The sequence below is a fragment of the Amycolatopsis sp. CA-211722 genome, from assembly GCF_056828465.1.
The window spans coordinates 4,576,635-4,591,029 of sequence record NZ_CP184752.1; the positions used below are offsets into that span (position 1 = coordinate 4,576,635).

Consider the following 14,395-nt stretch of genomic DNA (forward strand, 5'->3'; position numbering starts at 1 on the left):
GACGCACCCAGGAGGAACGCAGCGCCGCGATGCGCGTCAGGCTGCTCGACGCCACGATCGACTGTCTCGTCGAATACGGCTACGCGGGCACCACGACCACCCGCGTCGCGGATCGCGCCGGGGTGACCAGGGGTGCGCAGGTGCACCATTTCCCGACCAAGACCGACCTCGTCACCTCCGCGATCCGGCATCTCGCGGCCAAGCGCACCGAGGTCGCGATGGCGGAGATCGACCGGCTCAAGGCGTCGGCGGACCCGGTCGGGGACGCGTTGCAGCTGTTGTGGGAGATGCACCAGGGGCCGGTCTTCTCGGCGACGGTGGAGCTGTGGGTGGCGTCGCGGACCGACGCGGAACTGCGCGCCCAGATGGCCGTGGTCGAGCCGATCGCGACGAGCAGCCTGGTCGACTTCGGCAAGGCGCTGCTGCCGGACCATTCGGCGCATCCGGAGTTCCTGCACGCGGTGTACACGGCGATGGACGTCGTCCGCGGCATTCTCATCGCCAGCTGGGCGACCCGTGACCAGGCCGAACTGGAGGCGCGCTGGGAACGCGGCCGTCGTCATCTGATCCTGCTGTTCGAGGCGCTGATGCAGCCCGCCCCCTCTCGCTAGGCGTGTTACTCTCCCGAGGAGAGTGAGGAGGTCACGTGCTCGGAAACCCGTACGATCCCGACTGCCCCACCCGCGCGCTGCTCGACCGCATCGGCGATCAGTGGACCGTGCTGATCGTCGGCGTGCTCGGCGACGGCCCGCTCCGGTTCACCGAGATCGGGAAACGCGTGCGCGGTATCTCGCAGAAGGTCCTCACCCAGACGCTGCGCAGCCTCGTCCGGGACGGCATCCTGACGCGCACCGCGTACCCGGAGATCCCGCCGCACGTCGAGTACGAGCTGACCGCGCTCGGCCGCAACCTCGCCGAACCGCTCGAGATGCTCGACAAGTGGGCTCGCGTCCACATGGGCGAAGTGCTCGACGCGCGCAAGAACTACGACGGTCAGCTCACCGCCTGACCGAACAGCCTGCCGAGCTGGTAGTCCACAGTGGACAGTGCTTCGTCCGGTGTGCGGTGCTTCATCACGATGTTGGTGCCCTGGGAATCGGCGAGCGCCCAAAGGATCGCGGATTCGTGCATCGGGTCGGCCGACTTGTCGACATCGCCCGCCTCCTGTCCCTGGCGGATCAGCAGGGCGAACAGTTCGAACAACTGGGGGACGCCGTCGGTGAACGCGGCCGCGAACGACGGATCGGAGATCGCGCGGATGAAGAACGCGACCCCCATCAGCCAATCGCCGCGGCGGCGTTCGTCGAGCGGCAGGATCTCGACCATGATCGCGCGGATGATGGCCCTGGGGGTCGACGGCAGTTCGCCGGCCTCCAGCTGGGCCTTGATGCGCTCTTCGTAGACCTGTGAGCGGCGTTCGACGGCGAACAGCAGCATCTCGTCCTTGGTCTTGAAGTAGTGCTGCACCAAGCCCATCGACATGCCCGCTTCGGCTGCGACGTGCCGGAGGCTGACTCCTTCGAGGCCCCGCTTGGCCGTCAGCCTCGTCAGCGCCTCGGCGATCTCCGCGCGCCGCGCCGCGTGATCCACCTGCTTCGGCACCCTCACCATCCGTCCCGCTGTTTGCCATGCGATCGCATTGCCACTACTGTCCGACGCTATTACGATGCGATCGCATTGTAAACATTCGTCGGGGGTGATTTCGGTGGAAGCCGAACGGGGGAAGGTGCGGCTGAGGCCGCCGCGGAACGCGCTGGATCAGCGGGTCGTGGGCTGGTGGCGGCTGCAGGGAACGCTCTTCTGGGGTGCGCCGGTGCTGGTACTGGTGGTGCTCGGGCTGCTCATCGCGCCCGCGCGGTTCTGGCTGCTGACACCGGCGGCGGTGTTCGCGGTACTGGGCCTGGTGTGGGTGATCGCGATGCCGCTGTGGTGGTTCAAGGTGCATCGCTGGGAGGTCACGGAGACGGCGGTCTACGCGCGTTCCGGGTTCTTCTGGCAGGAGTGGCGCGTCGCGCCGATGTCGCGGATCCAGACCGTGGACACCCTGCGCGGCCCGCTGCAGCAGGTGTTCGAGCTCGCGACCGTCACGGTCACCACGGCGTCGGCGCGGGGCGCGGTCAAGATCCGCGGGCTCGACCACGAACTGGCCGCGAGCCTGGCGGAGCAGCTCACCGAAACGACGCAGGCGACGCCTGGGGACGCGACATGACCTCGGGCGAGTTCGAGGGCTGGAACACGCTCGACAAGCGGACGCTCGCCGTCACCGCGGTGATGATGGCCGGCGCGGCCGTCGGTGCCGCGATCCCGACCACGCTCGCGATCGTGGGCGGCGGCGCGAGCTTCTGGGTCGCGCTCGCCTGGGTCGCCGCCGGCGCGGTGGTGCTCGTCGGCGGCGGCGTGCTGGCGGAACTGTTCTACTGGAAGGGCGTGCGGTACCGGGTCACGCCGGACCGGCTGGAGACGGCGTTCACCCTGGTCTTCCGGTCGCGGAAATCCCTTCAGCGGGACCGGATCCGCAACGTCGACCTGACGGCGAACCCGCTGCACCGGCTGTTCGGTGTCGCGGTGGTGACGATCGGCACCGGGTCGCAGGAATCGGGCGGGCAGGGCCGGATCAAGCTCAACCCGGTGTCCCGCGCCGAGGCCGAGCGGTTGCGCGCGGATCTGTTGCGCCGCGCGGAAATCGCGGAGACCGACGAAGACGCGCCGCTCGCCGGACTCGACCGGAGCTGGATCCGGTACGCGCCGATGTCGTTCGTCACGCCGACGCTGGGGCTCGCCGCGGGTGGCGGCCTGATGCAGGTCTCCGAATGGGCGGGCCTGCAGAAGGGCCTGATCGACTGGGTGATCGGGCTGTTCCGCGGTATCCCGCTGGTGGTGGCCATCCTGATCCTGCTGGCGATCGCGATGGTCGTCGGCCTGGTCGGCGCGCTGGGCCTGTGGGTCGAGATGTGGTGGAACTACCGGCTCGACCGCGAACCCGGCGGCACGCTGCGGGTGCGCCGGGGCCTGTTCACCACGCGGTCGATCTCGATCGAGGAACGCCGGATGCGCGGCATCGACCTCGTCGAACCGCTCGGGAACCGGATCTCGGGCGCGGCGCGGGTCGACGCGATCGCCACCGGAATGCGGCAGAGCGCCGACAAGGACAAGACCGACTACCACACGCTGCTGCCGGCCGCGCCCGTCGCGACGGCCAACCGGGTCGCCGCGTCGGTCCTGCGCGAACCGGTCTCGCCGACCGAAGCCGTCCGGCTCACCGGGCATCCGCGCGCCGCGCGGGGACGGCTGCTGCGCTGGTGGATCGGTTCGGTGGTGGTGCTGCTGGCGATCTTCGCGCTCCTCGGCTTCCTGCTGACCGACGTCCTGCTGGTGATCGGGGCCGCGCTCGGTGTCGTGCTGCTGCCGGTGTCGGTGCTGCTGGCGCTGGACGCCTATCGCAACCTCGGGCACGGGATCACCGGCCGGTACCTCGTCGGGCGGCACGGGACCGTGCGGCGGAGCACGTTCGCGCTGGAACGCGAAGGCGTGATCGGCTGGACGGTGAAACAGTCGATCTTCCAGCGCCGCAAGGGATTGCTGACCGTCGTGGCGACCACGGCCGCCGGTGCCGGGGCGTACTCGGTGTACGACGCGGGGGAGGAGCAGGGGTTGCTGTTCGCGGAGGAGTCGGTGCCGGAGCTGCTGACGCCCTTCCTGGAACGGGCCTGACGCTTCGGGGCCGGCGGTGGTGTTGCGAAAGCCACTTTCGCAACCTTCAACGTTGCGAAAGTGGCTTTCGCAACGTCGCGGGGCGCGCGGCCGGTCAGGCCGTGCCGGATGTCGCGAAAGCCACTTTCGGGACATCTGGCGTCCCGAAAGTGGCTTTCGCGACATGCGCATCCGGGGTGACACTTCGGCCGTCACCGAAGCGTCCACTGGCTACCGTCGTGCCATGACCGCCTTCGCCGCCCTGCACGTCCCCGGTTCCCCTCTGCTCCTGCCGAACGTCTGGGAGTTCGGCGCGGCCGCCTTCCTCGCCGCCCAAGGCTTCCCGGCGCTCGGCACGACCAGCCTCGGCGTATCGGCCGCCGAGGGCGAGCCGGACGGCGCCCCGTCCTCGAAGGACGCCACCGTCCGGCTGGCGCGGCGCCTCACCGGGCTGGACGCGCTGATCAGCGTCGACCTCGCCGACGGATTCAGCGAAGACCCGGGCGAGGTCGGCGCGCTGGCGGCGGAGCTCGCCGAAGCCGGTGTCGTGGGCATCAACCTCGAAGACGCACTGGGCGACCCCGTGCGGCACGCGGCCAAGATCGCGGCGGCGAAGGAGCGCGCTCCCGGGCTCTTCGTCAACGCACGCACGGACACGCATTGGCTGGGGGAGCCCGACATCGGCACCGCGATCGGCCGCTGTCTGTCCTATGTGGACGCGGGCGCCGACGGGGTGTTCGTACCGGGGCTCGCCGAGCCCGCGGACGTCGAGCGGCTGGTGGAGGCCGTCGAGGTGCCGGTGAACCTGCTGTACCTGCCCGGCAAGGTCACCGCCGACGGACTGGCCGGGCTCGGCGTCGCGCGGGTCAGTCTCGGTTCGCTGCCGTACCGGATGGCGCTCGCCGCCACGCTGCGCTCGGTGGAGGCGGTTCGCGACGGCGGCGAGCTCCCACTGATCCCGCCGTCGTACGCCGACGTCGCCGCCCTGCTCCCCGAATCTCATTAATCTCGGGACCATGCAGACCTTCGGAGCCGAATTCGCCGCCCCGCCCGGCTATCTGAACACGCCCAGTATCGGCATCCCGCCGTCGCACGTGGCCGACGCCGTGGCGGAGGCGGTCGAGCGGTGGCGCCGCGGTGAAGCCCGCCCGACGGACTTCGACGAGCCCGTCGCGCGGACCAGGGCGGGGTTCGGCGCGCTCATCGGAGTCCCCGCGGAACGGGTCGCGGTCGGGGCGTCCGTCTCGCAGCTGATCGCGAACGTGGCCGCGGGCCTGCCCGACGGCGCCAGCGTGCTGGCCGCCGCGAACGACTTCACGAGCGTCACCTTCCCGTTCGCGGCCCAAGCGCACCGCGGGGTGAAGGTCACCGAAGTCCCGCTGGCGGAGCTGGCCGACCGCGTGGAGGGGCATGACCTCGTGGCGGTCAGCGTCGTCCAGTCGGCCGACGGCGCCCAGGCCGACCTGGAGGCGCTCCGGGCCGCGGCCGAGGCGGCCGGCGCCGCGGTCCTGCTCGACGCCACCCAGGCCGCCGGCTGGCAACCACTGGACCTCGGCTGGGCCGACTGGGTGGTCGCCGCCGGATACAAATGGCTCCTCGCGCCGCGCGGGGCGGCGTGGCTGGCCGCGCATCCGCGGGTGCTGGAGCGGGCCGTGCCGGTCGCCGCGAACTGGTACGCGGGGGAGGACCGCTGGCAGACCGTCTACGGCCTCCCGTTGCGGCTCGCCGAGGGCGCCCGCTCGCTCGACCTGTCCCCGGCCTGGCTCGCGTTCGTCGGCGCGGCGGCGTCGCTGGACTACCTCGCGTCGCTGGACCTCGCCGCCGTCCGCGCGCATTGCGTGGGGCTCGCCGACTCACTCCTCGAAGCGCTCGGCTCACCCGGTCAGGGGAGCGCGATCGTCTCCCTCGACGCGGACGCCCACCGGGTGCGGGAAGCGGGCATCGTGGCCGGTACCCGGGCCGGACGGCAGCGCTTCGGCTTCCATCTCTACAACACGGCCGACGACGTCGAACGGGTGATAAGCACGTTCAGGTGAACCGCCGGACCGGCGTGAACTACCGTATGTTCCCGTGGTTGGTGCGCAATTTACCCCGGGACCGACGGAAACGGCCCGGCTTCAGCCGGTGCGACCGGCAGGGCCGGGCGGGCCGCCGCCCGCGCCGAATCCGCCGAGGGACACCAAGGCCCTGGCGCTGAAGGGTGCCGGACTGGTCGCCATCGCGGTCGTGTCGGCCCTGCTCTGGTGGCTCATCCGGCACGAGCCGGAGCCCACCCCGGTCGCGGACACGCCGTCGAAGAGCGGCCAATTCCAGTACACGCTGGTCGAAGGACCGCAGGTCACCTCCGACTGCGCGAGCAAGGCCTACGGCGACACCAAGAAGTTCTTCACCGACACGCCGTGCACACGCCTCTCCCGGGCGCTGTACACGACCGAGACCGGCGGGAAGAAGGCACTGGTCTCCGTCGTCCTGGTCACCATGCCCGGCGAGGTCACCGCGACCCAGCTCAAAACGCTGACCGACAAGGACGGCACGGGCAACGTGTCCGACCTGGTGCGTGACGGGACCTTCAAGGACCAGGGCGCCCCGAAGATCTCCGGGCAGGACGCGGCCTACGACTCCCACGTCACCGGGCCGGAGGTCGCCATCGTGCTGGCCGGTTTCTACAACAAGCAGACCGACAAGCAGCTGATCGAGCGGATCGCGACCGACGCCCTGCGGCTCTCGGGCGACCTGCGGCGCTGACCCTGTGGGCTGAAAGCGTCCTTCACCGCGTCTCACGCGGTGAAGGGCGCTTTCGTCGCATCACATGCGGGGAAAGTCCCCTTCAGCTCAGGCCGACTGGCCCGGCATCGCGATCGCCACCGGCTTCGCGCCGAACTCCGCCCGCCACGCCGTGCCCCGCCGCGCCGACCCGATCAGGGCGTTCAGCGCCGTCGTCCGCAGGGCCGCGTCGTCCGTCCGGTCGATCACGCCGAGCCAGGCCGAGGTCGCGTCCGCCTCGGCGGTCGCCACCAGCTCCATCGCCGAGTTCGCCTCGGTCACCGGCCTCGGCGGCACGTACGCGGCCTCCGGGCCGGTGGGGGTCTGGCCCGCCGCGGAAAGCATGCGTTCGCAGACGTCACGCCGTTTGACGTGCTCGGCTGTACCCCGGTTCACCGCGCCGCCGAACGCCGCCGGCAGGTACGCGCTGACCAGCCCGTACACCCAGATCGCCGCGTGTTCGGCGGCCAGCGCCTGCTGGACGGCCTCGGCCGTCTCCCCGCCGAGCTGGACCCCGGCGGGCACCTCGACGGCTCCGGCTTCGTCACCGCGGCCCAGCTTCTCCGAACTCTGCTGCAGCGCCGCGCAGCCCGCCGCCACCGAGGCGACCATCCCGGCGCGATAGCGGGGCAGTGACGGCACGAGACCCTCGGCCTGTTTCCGCGCCGTGGCGAGCCGTTCCTTGAGCCCGTCCAGCGACGACGGCGGCGGCAGCGCCGCCGGGCCCGGCTGCTCCGGCTTCGGCCGGTTGAGCCGGTCCACCTCGGTCTTGAGCGCCGCCGCGTGCGCGGCCCGCGCGGTCGCGACCGCTTCGCCCTCGGCTCCCAGCGCCTTCGCGCCGGCCGCGTCGGTCTCCGCCGCGCGCAGGAGCGGGCCCAGCGGGTCGGGGGTTTCGTCGAAGCCGGGGGAGCAGGCGGACGCCAGCGGCACGGCCAGCGCGGCCAGCGCTCCCATCCGCAGGAAAGTGCGACGGCTCGGCTCTGTCGATCTTCCGGTCACGCCGCCCCATCCTGCCAGTACCCCGCGCGGGGCCGCCGCTCGCGCGTCACGCGGGGGTGACCGGATAAGCTGGTCCACTACCGAACCCGGATCCACGCCGCCGGGTCGCCCACAGCCGAACAGGAGCGCTCCACCGTGCCCAACGACCTCGCCAGCAGGCTGGAGCCCATCGTGGCCGAAGCCGTCAAGGCCGCGGGTTTCGACCTCGATTCCTTCGAGGTCCAGCAGGCAGGCCGCCGCCAGCTGGTCAAGGTCGTCGTCGACGGGGACGACGGCGTCGGGCTGGACGAGGTGGCGAGCGTCAGCCGCGCCGTCTCCGCCGTGCTCGACGAGAACGAGCACGTGCTCGCCAGCGCGTACACGCTCGAAGTCACGTCGCCGGGTCTCGACCGGCCGCTGACCCTGCGGCGGCACTGGCGGCGCGCGAAGTTCCGCCTCGTCAAGATCACGCCGGCCGAGGGCGCGGCGTTCATCGGGCGTGTGGGGTACGCGGGCGAGAAGTCCGCGCGAGTGCTCGTGGACGGCGAGATCCGGGACGTCACCTACGCCTCGGTGGCCAAGGCGGTCATCGAGATCGAGTTCAAGCAACCACCTGCCGAGGACCTGAAACTGTTGGAAAACGATGCGTCGGCCCTGAACGCCGCCACCACGGAGCCGAAGGAGGAGCCGAAGTGAACGTCGACATCGCCGCGCTGCGCGCGATCGAACGGGACAAGGACATCCCCTTCGAGACGGTGATCGAAGCGATCGAAACCGCGCTCCTCACCGCGTACAAGCACACCGAGGGCCACCAGCCGCACGCCCGGATCGACATCGATCGCAAGAGCGGCCTGGTCCGCGTCCTCGCGCACACCCTCACCCCGGACGGCCAGACCGACGAGGAGTGGGACGACACCCCCGAGGGCTTCGGCCGGATCGCGGCGACCACCGCGCGGCAGGTCATCCTCCAGCGGCTGCGCGACGCCGAGCACGAGAAGACCTTCGGCGAGTTCTCCGCCAAGGAGAACGAGATCGTCGCCGGGGTGGTGCAGCGCGACGCCCGCGCCAACGCCCGCGGCATGGTCGTCATCCAGGTCGGCGACATCGAAGGCGTGCTGCCCGCGATCGAGCAGGTGCCCGGCGAGACCTACGAGCACGGCGACCGGATCAAGGCCTACGTCGTGACCGTCTCGCGCGGCAACCGCGGCCCGCAGATCACGCTGTCCCGTTCGCACCCGAAGCTGGTGCACAAGCTGTTCGCCCTCGAGGTCCCCGAAATCGCCGACGGCACGGTCGAGATCGCCGCCGTCGCGCGGGAGCCGGGACACCGGACCAAGATCGCCGTCCGCTCGACGGTGCCCGGCGTCAACGCCAAGGGCGCCTGCATCGGCCCGGTCGGCGCGCGCGTGCGCAACGTGATGAGCGAGCTGGCCGGCGAGAAGATCGACATCATCGACTTCTCCGAGGACCCGGCGAAGTTCGTCGGGAATGCGCTGTCGCCCGCGAAGGTTGTGTCCGTACGGGTCGTCGACGAGAAGGCCAAGACCGCTCGCGTCGTCGTCCCGGACTACCAGCTTTCGCTCGCGATCGGCAAGGAAGGGCAGAACGCCCGCCTCGCCGCCCGGCTCACCGGCTGGCGGATCGACATCCGCAGCGACGCGGCCCCTGAGCAGGGTGACGAAGCACACGCCGGGCAGGCGCGGCCCGCCGCGGCAACCGGTTCGGCTGAGTGAAGGTCGAAGCGCTAGACTTACGAGTGGTTCAGAGCCCGCGGCCGGGAACCGACCTCCAGCATGACCGGGAAGTCCCGGTTCGCACGTGTGTGGGTTGCCGTAAGCGGGCCTTGATCGGCGAGTTGCTGCGAGTGGTCGCGGCGGACGGTCGGCTGATCGTCGACGAACGTCGGCGGTTGCCGGGCCGGGGTGCCTGGTTGCATCCCGTGCCGGACTGTCTGGCCAAGGCCGAGCGGCGCAGGGCGTTCCCCCGGGCACTTCGTGTTCCCGGATCGCTCGACGCCCAGGGTGTCCACGAACGCCTGGAGCGGCTCGCCGAGGAATGAAGGGCGCCGGGACATCCCCGGTGCCGGATGGAATCAGGAAGCAGGTCGACCCGTCATGAGTCAGCCGTGAAGCTGAATCAATGAACGCGCGACAATAGGACGAGGTCTGCGGGTCTGCCGCCGGCCTCCCCAGATGAGGAGAGCTGTGCCAGGCAAGGCCCGAGTACATGAGCTCGCGAAAGAGCTCGGCATCACCAGCAAGGAAGTTCTCGCCAAGTTGAAGGACCAGGGCGAGTTCGTGAAGTCCGCGTCGTCGACCGTCGAGGCGCCCGTGGCCCGGCGTCTTCGTGACGCTTATTCGTCCAAGGACGGCCAGAGCAAGAAGCCCGTCCCGACTCCCGGCCCGCGCCCGCCGGCGAAGCCCGCTGCCCCGGCTCCGGCCGCGAAGCCCGCTCAGCCCGCGCCCGCGGCGAAGACCGAGGCCGCTCCCGCGGCGTCCGCTCAGGCGGCACCCTCGGCCCCGGCCCAGCAGCCGTCCCGGCCCGCCACCCCGGGCGCCCGCCCGGGTCCGCGCCCCGGCCCCCGGCCGCCGGCGCCCAAGGAAGAGGTCGCTCCGGCGGCGAAGGCCGCCCCGGCCGAGCCGAAGAAGGAGACCCCGGCGGCCCCGGCCACCCCGCCCGCGTCCCAGACGCCGTCGCAGGGTTCGGTCGTGCCGCCGAAGCCGCAGGGCCCCAAGCCCGGCGGCCCGAAGCCCGGCCCGCGCACCCCGCGTGTCGGCAACAACCCGTTCGGCGTGGGTTCCGGTGCCCCGGCCCCGCGTCCGTCCGCCCCGCGTCCCGGCGGCGGCAACCAGCAGGGCGGCGACAACCGGCCGCCGCGTCCCGGTGGCGGGCAGGGCGGCGACCGTCCGGCCCCGCGTCCCGGTGGCGGCGCTCCCGGCGGTAACCGGCCCAGCCCGGGCAACATGCCCCCGCGCCCGAACCCCGGCATGATGCCGGGCCGCCCGGCCCGTCCGGCCGGTGGTCCCGGTGGCGGCCGCGGTGGGCCCGGCGGCGGCGCCCGTGGTGGCCCCGGCGGCGGCGCCCGTGGCGGTCCCGGTGGCGGCGGCGGAGGTTTCCGCGGCGGTCCCGGTGGTGGCGGCGGTGGCGGTTTCCGTCCCGGCGGCGGTGGCGGCGGTTTCCGTCCCGGTGGCGGCGGTCCCGGTGGGGGCGGCGCCCCGGCCGGTGGCGGCGGCTTCCGCGGTGGCGGCGGCGGTCGTGGCGGCCCCGGTGGCCGTGGCGGTACCGCGGGTGCCTTCGGGCGTCCCGGTGGTCCCTCGCGCAAGGGCCGCAAGTCGAAGCGGCAGAAGCGCCAGGAGTACATGGACAACATGCAGGCGCCCAGCGTCGGTGGTGTCCGTCTGCCCAAGGGGCAGGGCGAGACGATCCGCCTGCCGCGTGGTGCCTCGCTGACCGACTTCGCCGAGAAGATCGACGCCAACCCGGCTTCGCTGGTGCAGGTGCTCTTCCACCTCGGCGAGATGGTCACCGCGACGCAGTCGGTGTCCGACGACATCCTGGAACTGCTCGGCGGCGAAATGAACTACAACGTTCAGGTCGTCAGTCCCGAGGAAGAGGACCGGGAGCTGCTCGAGACCTTCGACATCACCTACGGCGAAGACGCGGGTGAGGAAGAGGATCTGCAGGTCCGTCCGCCGGTCGTGACCATCATGGGTCACGTCGACCACGGTAAGACCCGCCTGCTCGACACGATCCGCAAGACGAAGGTGCGCGAAGGTGAAGCCGGTGGCATCACCCAGCACATCGGCGCCTACCAGATCGAGACCGAGCTCGAGGGCAACCCGCGTCTGATCACCTTCATCGACACCCCGGGTCACGAGGCGTTCACCGCCATGCGTGCCCGTGGTGCCAACTCGACCGACATCGCGGTGATCGTGGTGGCGGCCGACGACGGTGTGATGCCGCAGACGGTCGAGGCGATCAACCACGCGCAGGCCGCCAAGGCGCCGATCGTGGTCGCGATCAACAAGATCGACAAGGAAGGCGCGAACCCGGACAAGATCCGGCAGCAGCTGACCGAGTACGGCCTGGTCGCCGAGGAGTACGGCGGCGACACGATGTTCGTCGAGATCTCAGCGCGGCAGAACATCAACATCGACGGCCTGCTCGAGGCGATCCTGCTGACCGCCGACGCCGCGCTGGACCTCCGGGCCAACCCGGACATGGAGGCCCAGGGTGTCGCGATCGAGGCCCACCTCGACCGCGGCCGCGGTCCGGTGGCCACGGTGCTGGTCCAGCGAGGCACGCTGCGCGTCGGTGACTCGGTCGTGGCGGGTGACGCCTACGGCCGCGTCCGCCGGATGGTCGACGAGCACAACGTCGACGTCACCGAGGCGTACCCGTCCCGTCCCGTCCAGGTCATCGGGTTCACCTCGGTGCCGGGCGCGGGCGACACCTTCCTGGTGGTCGACGAGGACCGCGTCGCCCGGCAGATCGCCGAGCGCCGCTCCGCCCGGACGCGCAACGCCCTCAACGCGTCGCGCCGCAAGCGGGTCAGCCTCGAGGACCTCGACTCCGCCTTGAAGGAGACGAACAGCCTCAACCTGATCATCAAGGGTGACAACTCCGGTACCGTCGAGGCGCTCGAAGCCTCGCTGGTGCAGCTCGAGGTCGGCGACGACGTCGAACTCAACGTCGTGCACCGCGGTGTCGGTGGCGTCACCGAGTCCGACATCGACCTGGCGACCGCGTCCGACGCGATCGTCCTGGGCTTCAACGTCCGTGCGCAGGGCAAGGCGACCGAGCGGGCCACCCGCGAAGGCGTCGACGTCCGGTACTACACGGTCATCTACCAGGCGATCGAGGAGATCGAGCAGGCTCTGAAGGGCATGCTCAAGCCGGAGTACGAAGAGGTCGAGCTCGGCAAGGCGGAGATCCGCGACGTCTTCAAGTCGTCGAAGATCGGCACCATCGCCGGTTGTCTCGTCGTCTCGGGCGAGATCCGCCGCAACGCGCGGGCCCGTCTGCTCCGCGACGCGACCGTCATCGCCGAGAACCTGCCGATCAGCTCGCTGCGGCGGTTCAAGGACGATGTGGTCGAGGTTCGCGACGGGTACGAGTGTGGTCTGACGCTGGGGTCGTACAGCGACCTCAAGGTCGGCGACATCATCGAGACCTACGAGCAGCGCGAAAAGCCGCGTGCGTAAGTGACAAGGCGGCGCTCCTCCGCATCTGGGCGGGGGAGCGCCGCTTCACCTTCGAAACAACCCAGAACCCCCATGTTCGTAGGAGCTCTTGAGCTCGACATCCTGCTGGGCGACGTCCACTCGCTCAAGCAGAAGCGATCCGTGATCAAACCGGTGCTGGCCGAGGTGCGCAGGCGTTTCGACGTCTCCGTCGCCGAAGCGGGCCATCAAGACCTGCACCGGCGCGCGCTGATCGGTGTGGCCGTGGTGGCGGCGAGTGGCGAGCACGTCCGTGACGTGCTCGACTCGTGTGAGCGCCTCGTGGCCGGGAGGCCGGAGTTCGAACTGCTCTCCAGCCACCGCCGGCTGCTCGGCCCGGATGACTGAAGAAGATCTTTCGAGGAGACGAAACCCCATGGCCGACCCCGCTCGGGCTCGTAAGCTCGCCAAGCGGATCTCACAGATCGTCGCGCACGCGATCGAGCACGACATCAAGGATCCGCGGCTCGACCACGTGACGATCACCGACACGAAGATCACGGCGGATCTGCACGACGCCACGGTCTACTACACGGTGCTCGGCGAGAACCTGGAGTCCACGCCCGACCACGCCGGTGCCGCGGCGGCGCTCGAATCCGCCCGCGGTGTCCTGCGCACGAAGGTCGGTCAGGGCACGGGTGTTCGCTACACGCCGACGCTGGCCTTCGTGGCCGACAGCATCCCCGAGGACGCCAAGCGCATCGAAGACCTCCTCGCGAAGGCTCGGGAAGCCGACGCGGAGGTCGCCCGCCGGGCGACCGGGGCGCAGCACGCCGGTGAAGCCGACCCGTACAAGCCGCCGCGGGAAGAGGCCGAAGACGATGAGTTCGCCGACGAGGAGACCCGTCGCTGAGATGACCGACCACGCCGTGAGCCGGCGTGGCCTGCTGCTGGGGGCCGCGGCCCTCGGCGGCTCGGCGCTGGTTTCCGCTTGCGGGGCCGAGAAACCGCCCCTGGTGGGGCCGCCGCCGGTGGCCCCACCGAGCACCCCGACGCCGCTCGCCGAAGCGGTCACGGTGCAGAAGATGCGGTCCGCGGCGCGCAACCGCGACGTCAACCTCGTCATCATCGCGCCGGACGGGGTGTCACGGGTCGGGATGCCGGTCTGCGTCGCCCTGCACGGACGCGGCGCCGACGCGCGGACGTTCCTGAACCTGGGTGTGCAGGACGCGCTGAACCAGGCCGTCGCGGCCGGGCGGCCCGGGTTCGCGGTGGCCGCCGTCGACGGGGACAACTACTGGGTGGACGTCGGCAAGGCGGACGATCCCCAGCGGATGCTGTCCGACGAACTGCCCGGCTGGCTCGCCCAGCGCCAGCTCCGGCCGCCGTCGGCGATGTTCGGGATCTCGATGGGCGGCTTCGGCGCGTTGCGTTACGCCCGTGACCACAAGGACCTCAGGGCCGTCGCCGTCGCCAGCGCGGCGTTGTTCGTGAGCTGGCCCGATGCCAAGTCCCGCAAGGTCTTCGCGGATCGCGCGCAGTGGGAGTCGCACGAGCCGCTGCTGCACACCGGCGAGCTTTCCGCCGAATCGACCGGGGTGTGGTGCGGGAACTCGGATCCCTTCGCCCGCGCCGACCGCAAACTCATCAAGGCGCTGAACCCCGCCGTCGCGAAGATGGCGCCGGGCGCGCACAACGACGACTACTGGCGCGAGATCATGCCGGACGTGCTGAAATTCGTGGGGGACCGCATCGCCTGACCCCGCGTTTCGTCCTCTAGTTGCGGTAGTTGGCATCGCGAA

General features: G+C 70.9%; 16 protein-coding genes. 14 read left to right on the forward strand and 2 right to left on the reverse strand.

Going from position 1 to position 14,395, the window contains the following annotated elements; genetic code table 11:
* Positions 1-29: 29 nt before the first annotated feature.
* Positions 30-611 (forward strand): TetR/AcrR family transcriptional regulator, encoded by a 582-nt coding sequence (locus ACOCEP_RS22125; RefSeq protein WP_482339790.1) that lies wholly within the window; start codon positions 30-32, stop codon positions 609-611.
* A 35-nt stretch (positions 612-646) separates the two neighbouring features.
* Positions 647-1,009: a winged helix-turn-helix transcriptional regulator gene (locus tag ACOCEP_RS22130; protein ID WP_016332590.1), complete on the forward strand. Its 363-nt coding sequence runs from the start codon at positions 647-649 to the stop codon at positions 1,007-1,009.
* On the opposite strand, the gene ACOCEP_RS22135 is transcribed toward ACOCEP_RS22130, so the two are convergent.
* On the reverse strand, positions 994-1,611 hold the full coding sequence (locus tag ACOCEP_RS22135) for a TetR/AcrR family transcriptional regulator (protein ID WP_482330895.1): 618 nt from the start codon (positions 1,609-1,611) through the stop codon (positions 994-996). The two genes, ACOCEP_RS22130 and ACOCEP_RS22135, sit on opposite strands and share 16 nt — an antisense overlap.
* A gap of 55 nt (positions 1,612-1,666) precedes the next feature.
* Between ACOCEP_RS22135 and ACOCEP_RS22140 the strand changes: the two genes are divergently transcribed.
* From ACOCEP_RS22140 to ACOCEP_RS22160, 5 genes are all read left to right on the forward strand, one after another.
* The gene (locus tag ACOCEP_RS22140) at positions 1,667-2,209 is read left to right on the forward strand and encodes a PH domain-containing protein (protein ID WP_482330896.1); all 543 of its coding nucleotides are present in this window, start codon (positions 1,667-1,669) and stop codon (positions 2,207-2,209) included.
* Positions 2,206-3,711 carry a PH domain-containing protein gene (locus tag ACOCEP_RS22145; protein WP_482330897.1) on the forward strand — a complete coding sequence of 502 codons (1,506 nt, stop codon included), beginning with the start codon at positions 2,206-2,208 and terminating at the stop codon, positions 3,709-3,711. Before ACOCEP_RS22140 ends, ACOCEP_RS22145 begins: the two co-directional genes overlap by 4 nt.
* A 223-nt stretch (positions 3,712-3,934) precedes the next feature.
* Positions 3,935-4,696, forward strand: coding sequence for an isocitrate lyase/PEP mutase family protein (locus tag ACOCEP_RS22150; RefSeq protein WP_482330898.1), 762 nt, complete (start codon positions 3,935-3,937; stop codon positions 4,694-4,696).
* A 10-nt stretch (positions 4,697-4,706) separates the two neighbouring features.
* Complete coding sequence (locus tag ACOCEP_RS22155) at positions 4,707-5,726, forward strand: aminotransferase class V-fold PLP-dependent enzyme (protein ID WP_482330899.1); 1,020 nt, start codon at positions 4,707-4,709, stop codon at positions 5,724-5,726.
* 88 nt (positions 5,727-5,814) lie between these two features.
* Entirely contained in the window at positions 5,815-6,435 is a 621-nt protein-coding gene (locus ACOCEP_RS22160; protein ID WP_482330901.1) for a hypothetical protein, read from the forward strand.
* Between the two features lie 87 nt (positions 6,436-6,522).
* Here ACOCEP_RS22160 and ACOCEP_RS22165 read toward each other — a convergent pair whose 3' ends face one another.
* Complete coding sequence (locus ACOCEP_RS22165) at positions 6,523-7,452, reverse strand: ferritin-like domain-containing protein (RefSeq protein WP_482330902.1); 930 nt, start codon at positions 7,450-7,452, stop codon at positions 6,523-6,525.
* Positions 7,453-7,587: 135 nt separating this feature from the next.
* Between ACOCEP_RS22165 and rimP the strand changes: the two genes are divergently transcribed.
* The 7 genes from rimP to ACOCEP_RS22200 all read left to right on the forward strand — a co-directional run bounded on the left by rimP (position 7,588) and on the right by ACOCEP_RS22200 (position 14,353).
* Entirely contained in the window at positions 7,588-8,127 is a 540-nt protein-coding gene (gene rimP / locus ACOCEP_RS22170) for a ribosome maturation factor RimP (protein ID WP_482330903.1), read from the forward strand.
* Positions 8,124-9,164, forward strand: a complete 1,041-nt coding sequence (gene nusA / locus ACOCEP_RS22175) for a transcription termination factor NusA (protein WP_126729275.1) — start codon at positions 8,124-8,126, stop codon at positions 9,162-9,164. The genes rimP and nusA overlap by 4 nt, the downstream gene beginning before the upstream one ends.
* A gap of 110 nt (positions 9,165-9,274) precedes the next feature.
* Positions 9,275-9,490: a YlxR family protein gene (locus ACOCEP_RS22180; protein WP_378280144.1), complete on the forward strand. Its 216-nt coding sequence runs from the start codon at positions 9,275-9,277 to the stop codon at positions 9,488-9,490.
* A 145-nt stretch (positions 9,491-9,635) separates the two neighbouring features.
* Positions 9,636-12,635: a translation initiation factor IF-2 gene (infB, locus tag ACOCEP_RS22185; RefSeq protein ID WP_482330904.1), complete on the forward strand. Its 3,000-nt coding sequence runs from the start codon at positions 9,636-9,638 to the stop codon at positions 12,633-12,635.
* Positions 12,636-12,707: 72 nt separating this feature from the next.
* A complete protein-coding gene (locus ACOCEP_RS22190; protein ID WP_016332602.1) occupies positions 12,708-13,001 on the forward strand; it encodes a DUF503 domain-containing protein in 294 nt (97 codons plus the stop codon).
* A 28-nt stretch (positions 13,002-13,029) separates the two neighbouring features.
* Entirely contained in the window at positions 13,030-13,506 is a 477-nt protein-coding gene (gene rbfA, locus ACOCEP_RS22195; protein WP_395862627.1) for a 30S ribosome-binding factor RbfA, read from the forward strand.
* Position 13,507: 1 nt separating this feature from the next.
* The gene (locus ACOCEP_RS22200) at positions 13,508-14,353 is read left to right on the forward strand and encodes an alpha/beta hydrolase (protein ID WP_482330906.1); all 846 of its coding nucleotides are present in this window, start codon (positions 13,508-13,510) and stop codon (positions 14,351-14,353) included.
* Positions 14,354-14,395: the final 42 nt, after the last annotated feature.

What these genes read in the sequence shown, in the direction of transcription:
- ACOCEP_RS22190 (WP_016332602.1), top strand. Translation starts at nt 12,708, where the DNA reads ATGTTCGTAGGAGCTCTTGAGCTCGACATCCTGCTGGGCGACGTCCAC.
- rbfA (WP_395862627.1), top strand. Translation starts at nt 13,030, where the DNA reads ATGGCCGACCCCGCTCGGGCTCGTAAGCTCGCCAAGCGGATCTCACAG.
- ACOCEP_RS22125 (WP_482339790.1), top strand. Translation starts at nt 30, where the DNA reads ATGCGCGTCAGGCTGCTCGACGCCACGATCGACTGTCTCGTCGAATAC.
- ACOCEP_RS22145 (WP_482330897.1), top strand. Translation starts at nt 2,206, where the DNA reads ATGACCTCGGGCGAGTTCGAGGGCTGGAACACGCTCGACAAGCGGACG.
- ACOCEP_RS22155 (WP_482330899.1), top strand. Translation starts at nt 4,707, where the DNA reads ATGCAGACCTTCGGAGCCGAATTCGCCGCCCCGCCCGGCTATCTGAAC.
- ACOCEP_RS22200 (WP_482330906.1), top strand. Translation starts at nt 13,508, where the DNA reads ATGACCGACCACGCCGTGAGCCGGCGTGGCCTGCTGCTGGGGGCCGCG.
- ACOCEP_RS22135 (WP_482330895.1), bottom strand. Translation starts at nt 1,611, where the DNA reads ATGGTGAGGGTGCCGAAGCAGGTGGATCACGCGGCGCGGCGCGCGGAG.
- ACOCEP_RS22150 (WP_482330898.1), top strand. Translation starts at nt 3,935, where the DNA reads ATGACCGCCTTCGCCGCCCTGCACGTCCCCGGTTCCCCTCTGCTCCTG.
- ACOCEP_RS22140 (WP_482330896.1), top strand. Translation starts at nt 1,667, where the DNA reads ATGCGATCGCATTGTAAACATTCGTCGGGGGTGATTTCGGTGGAAGCC.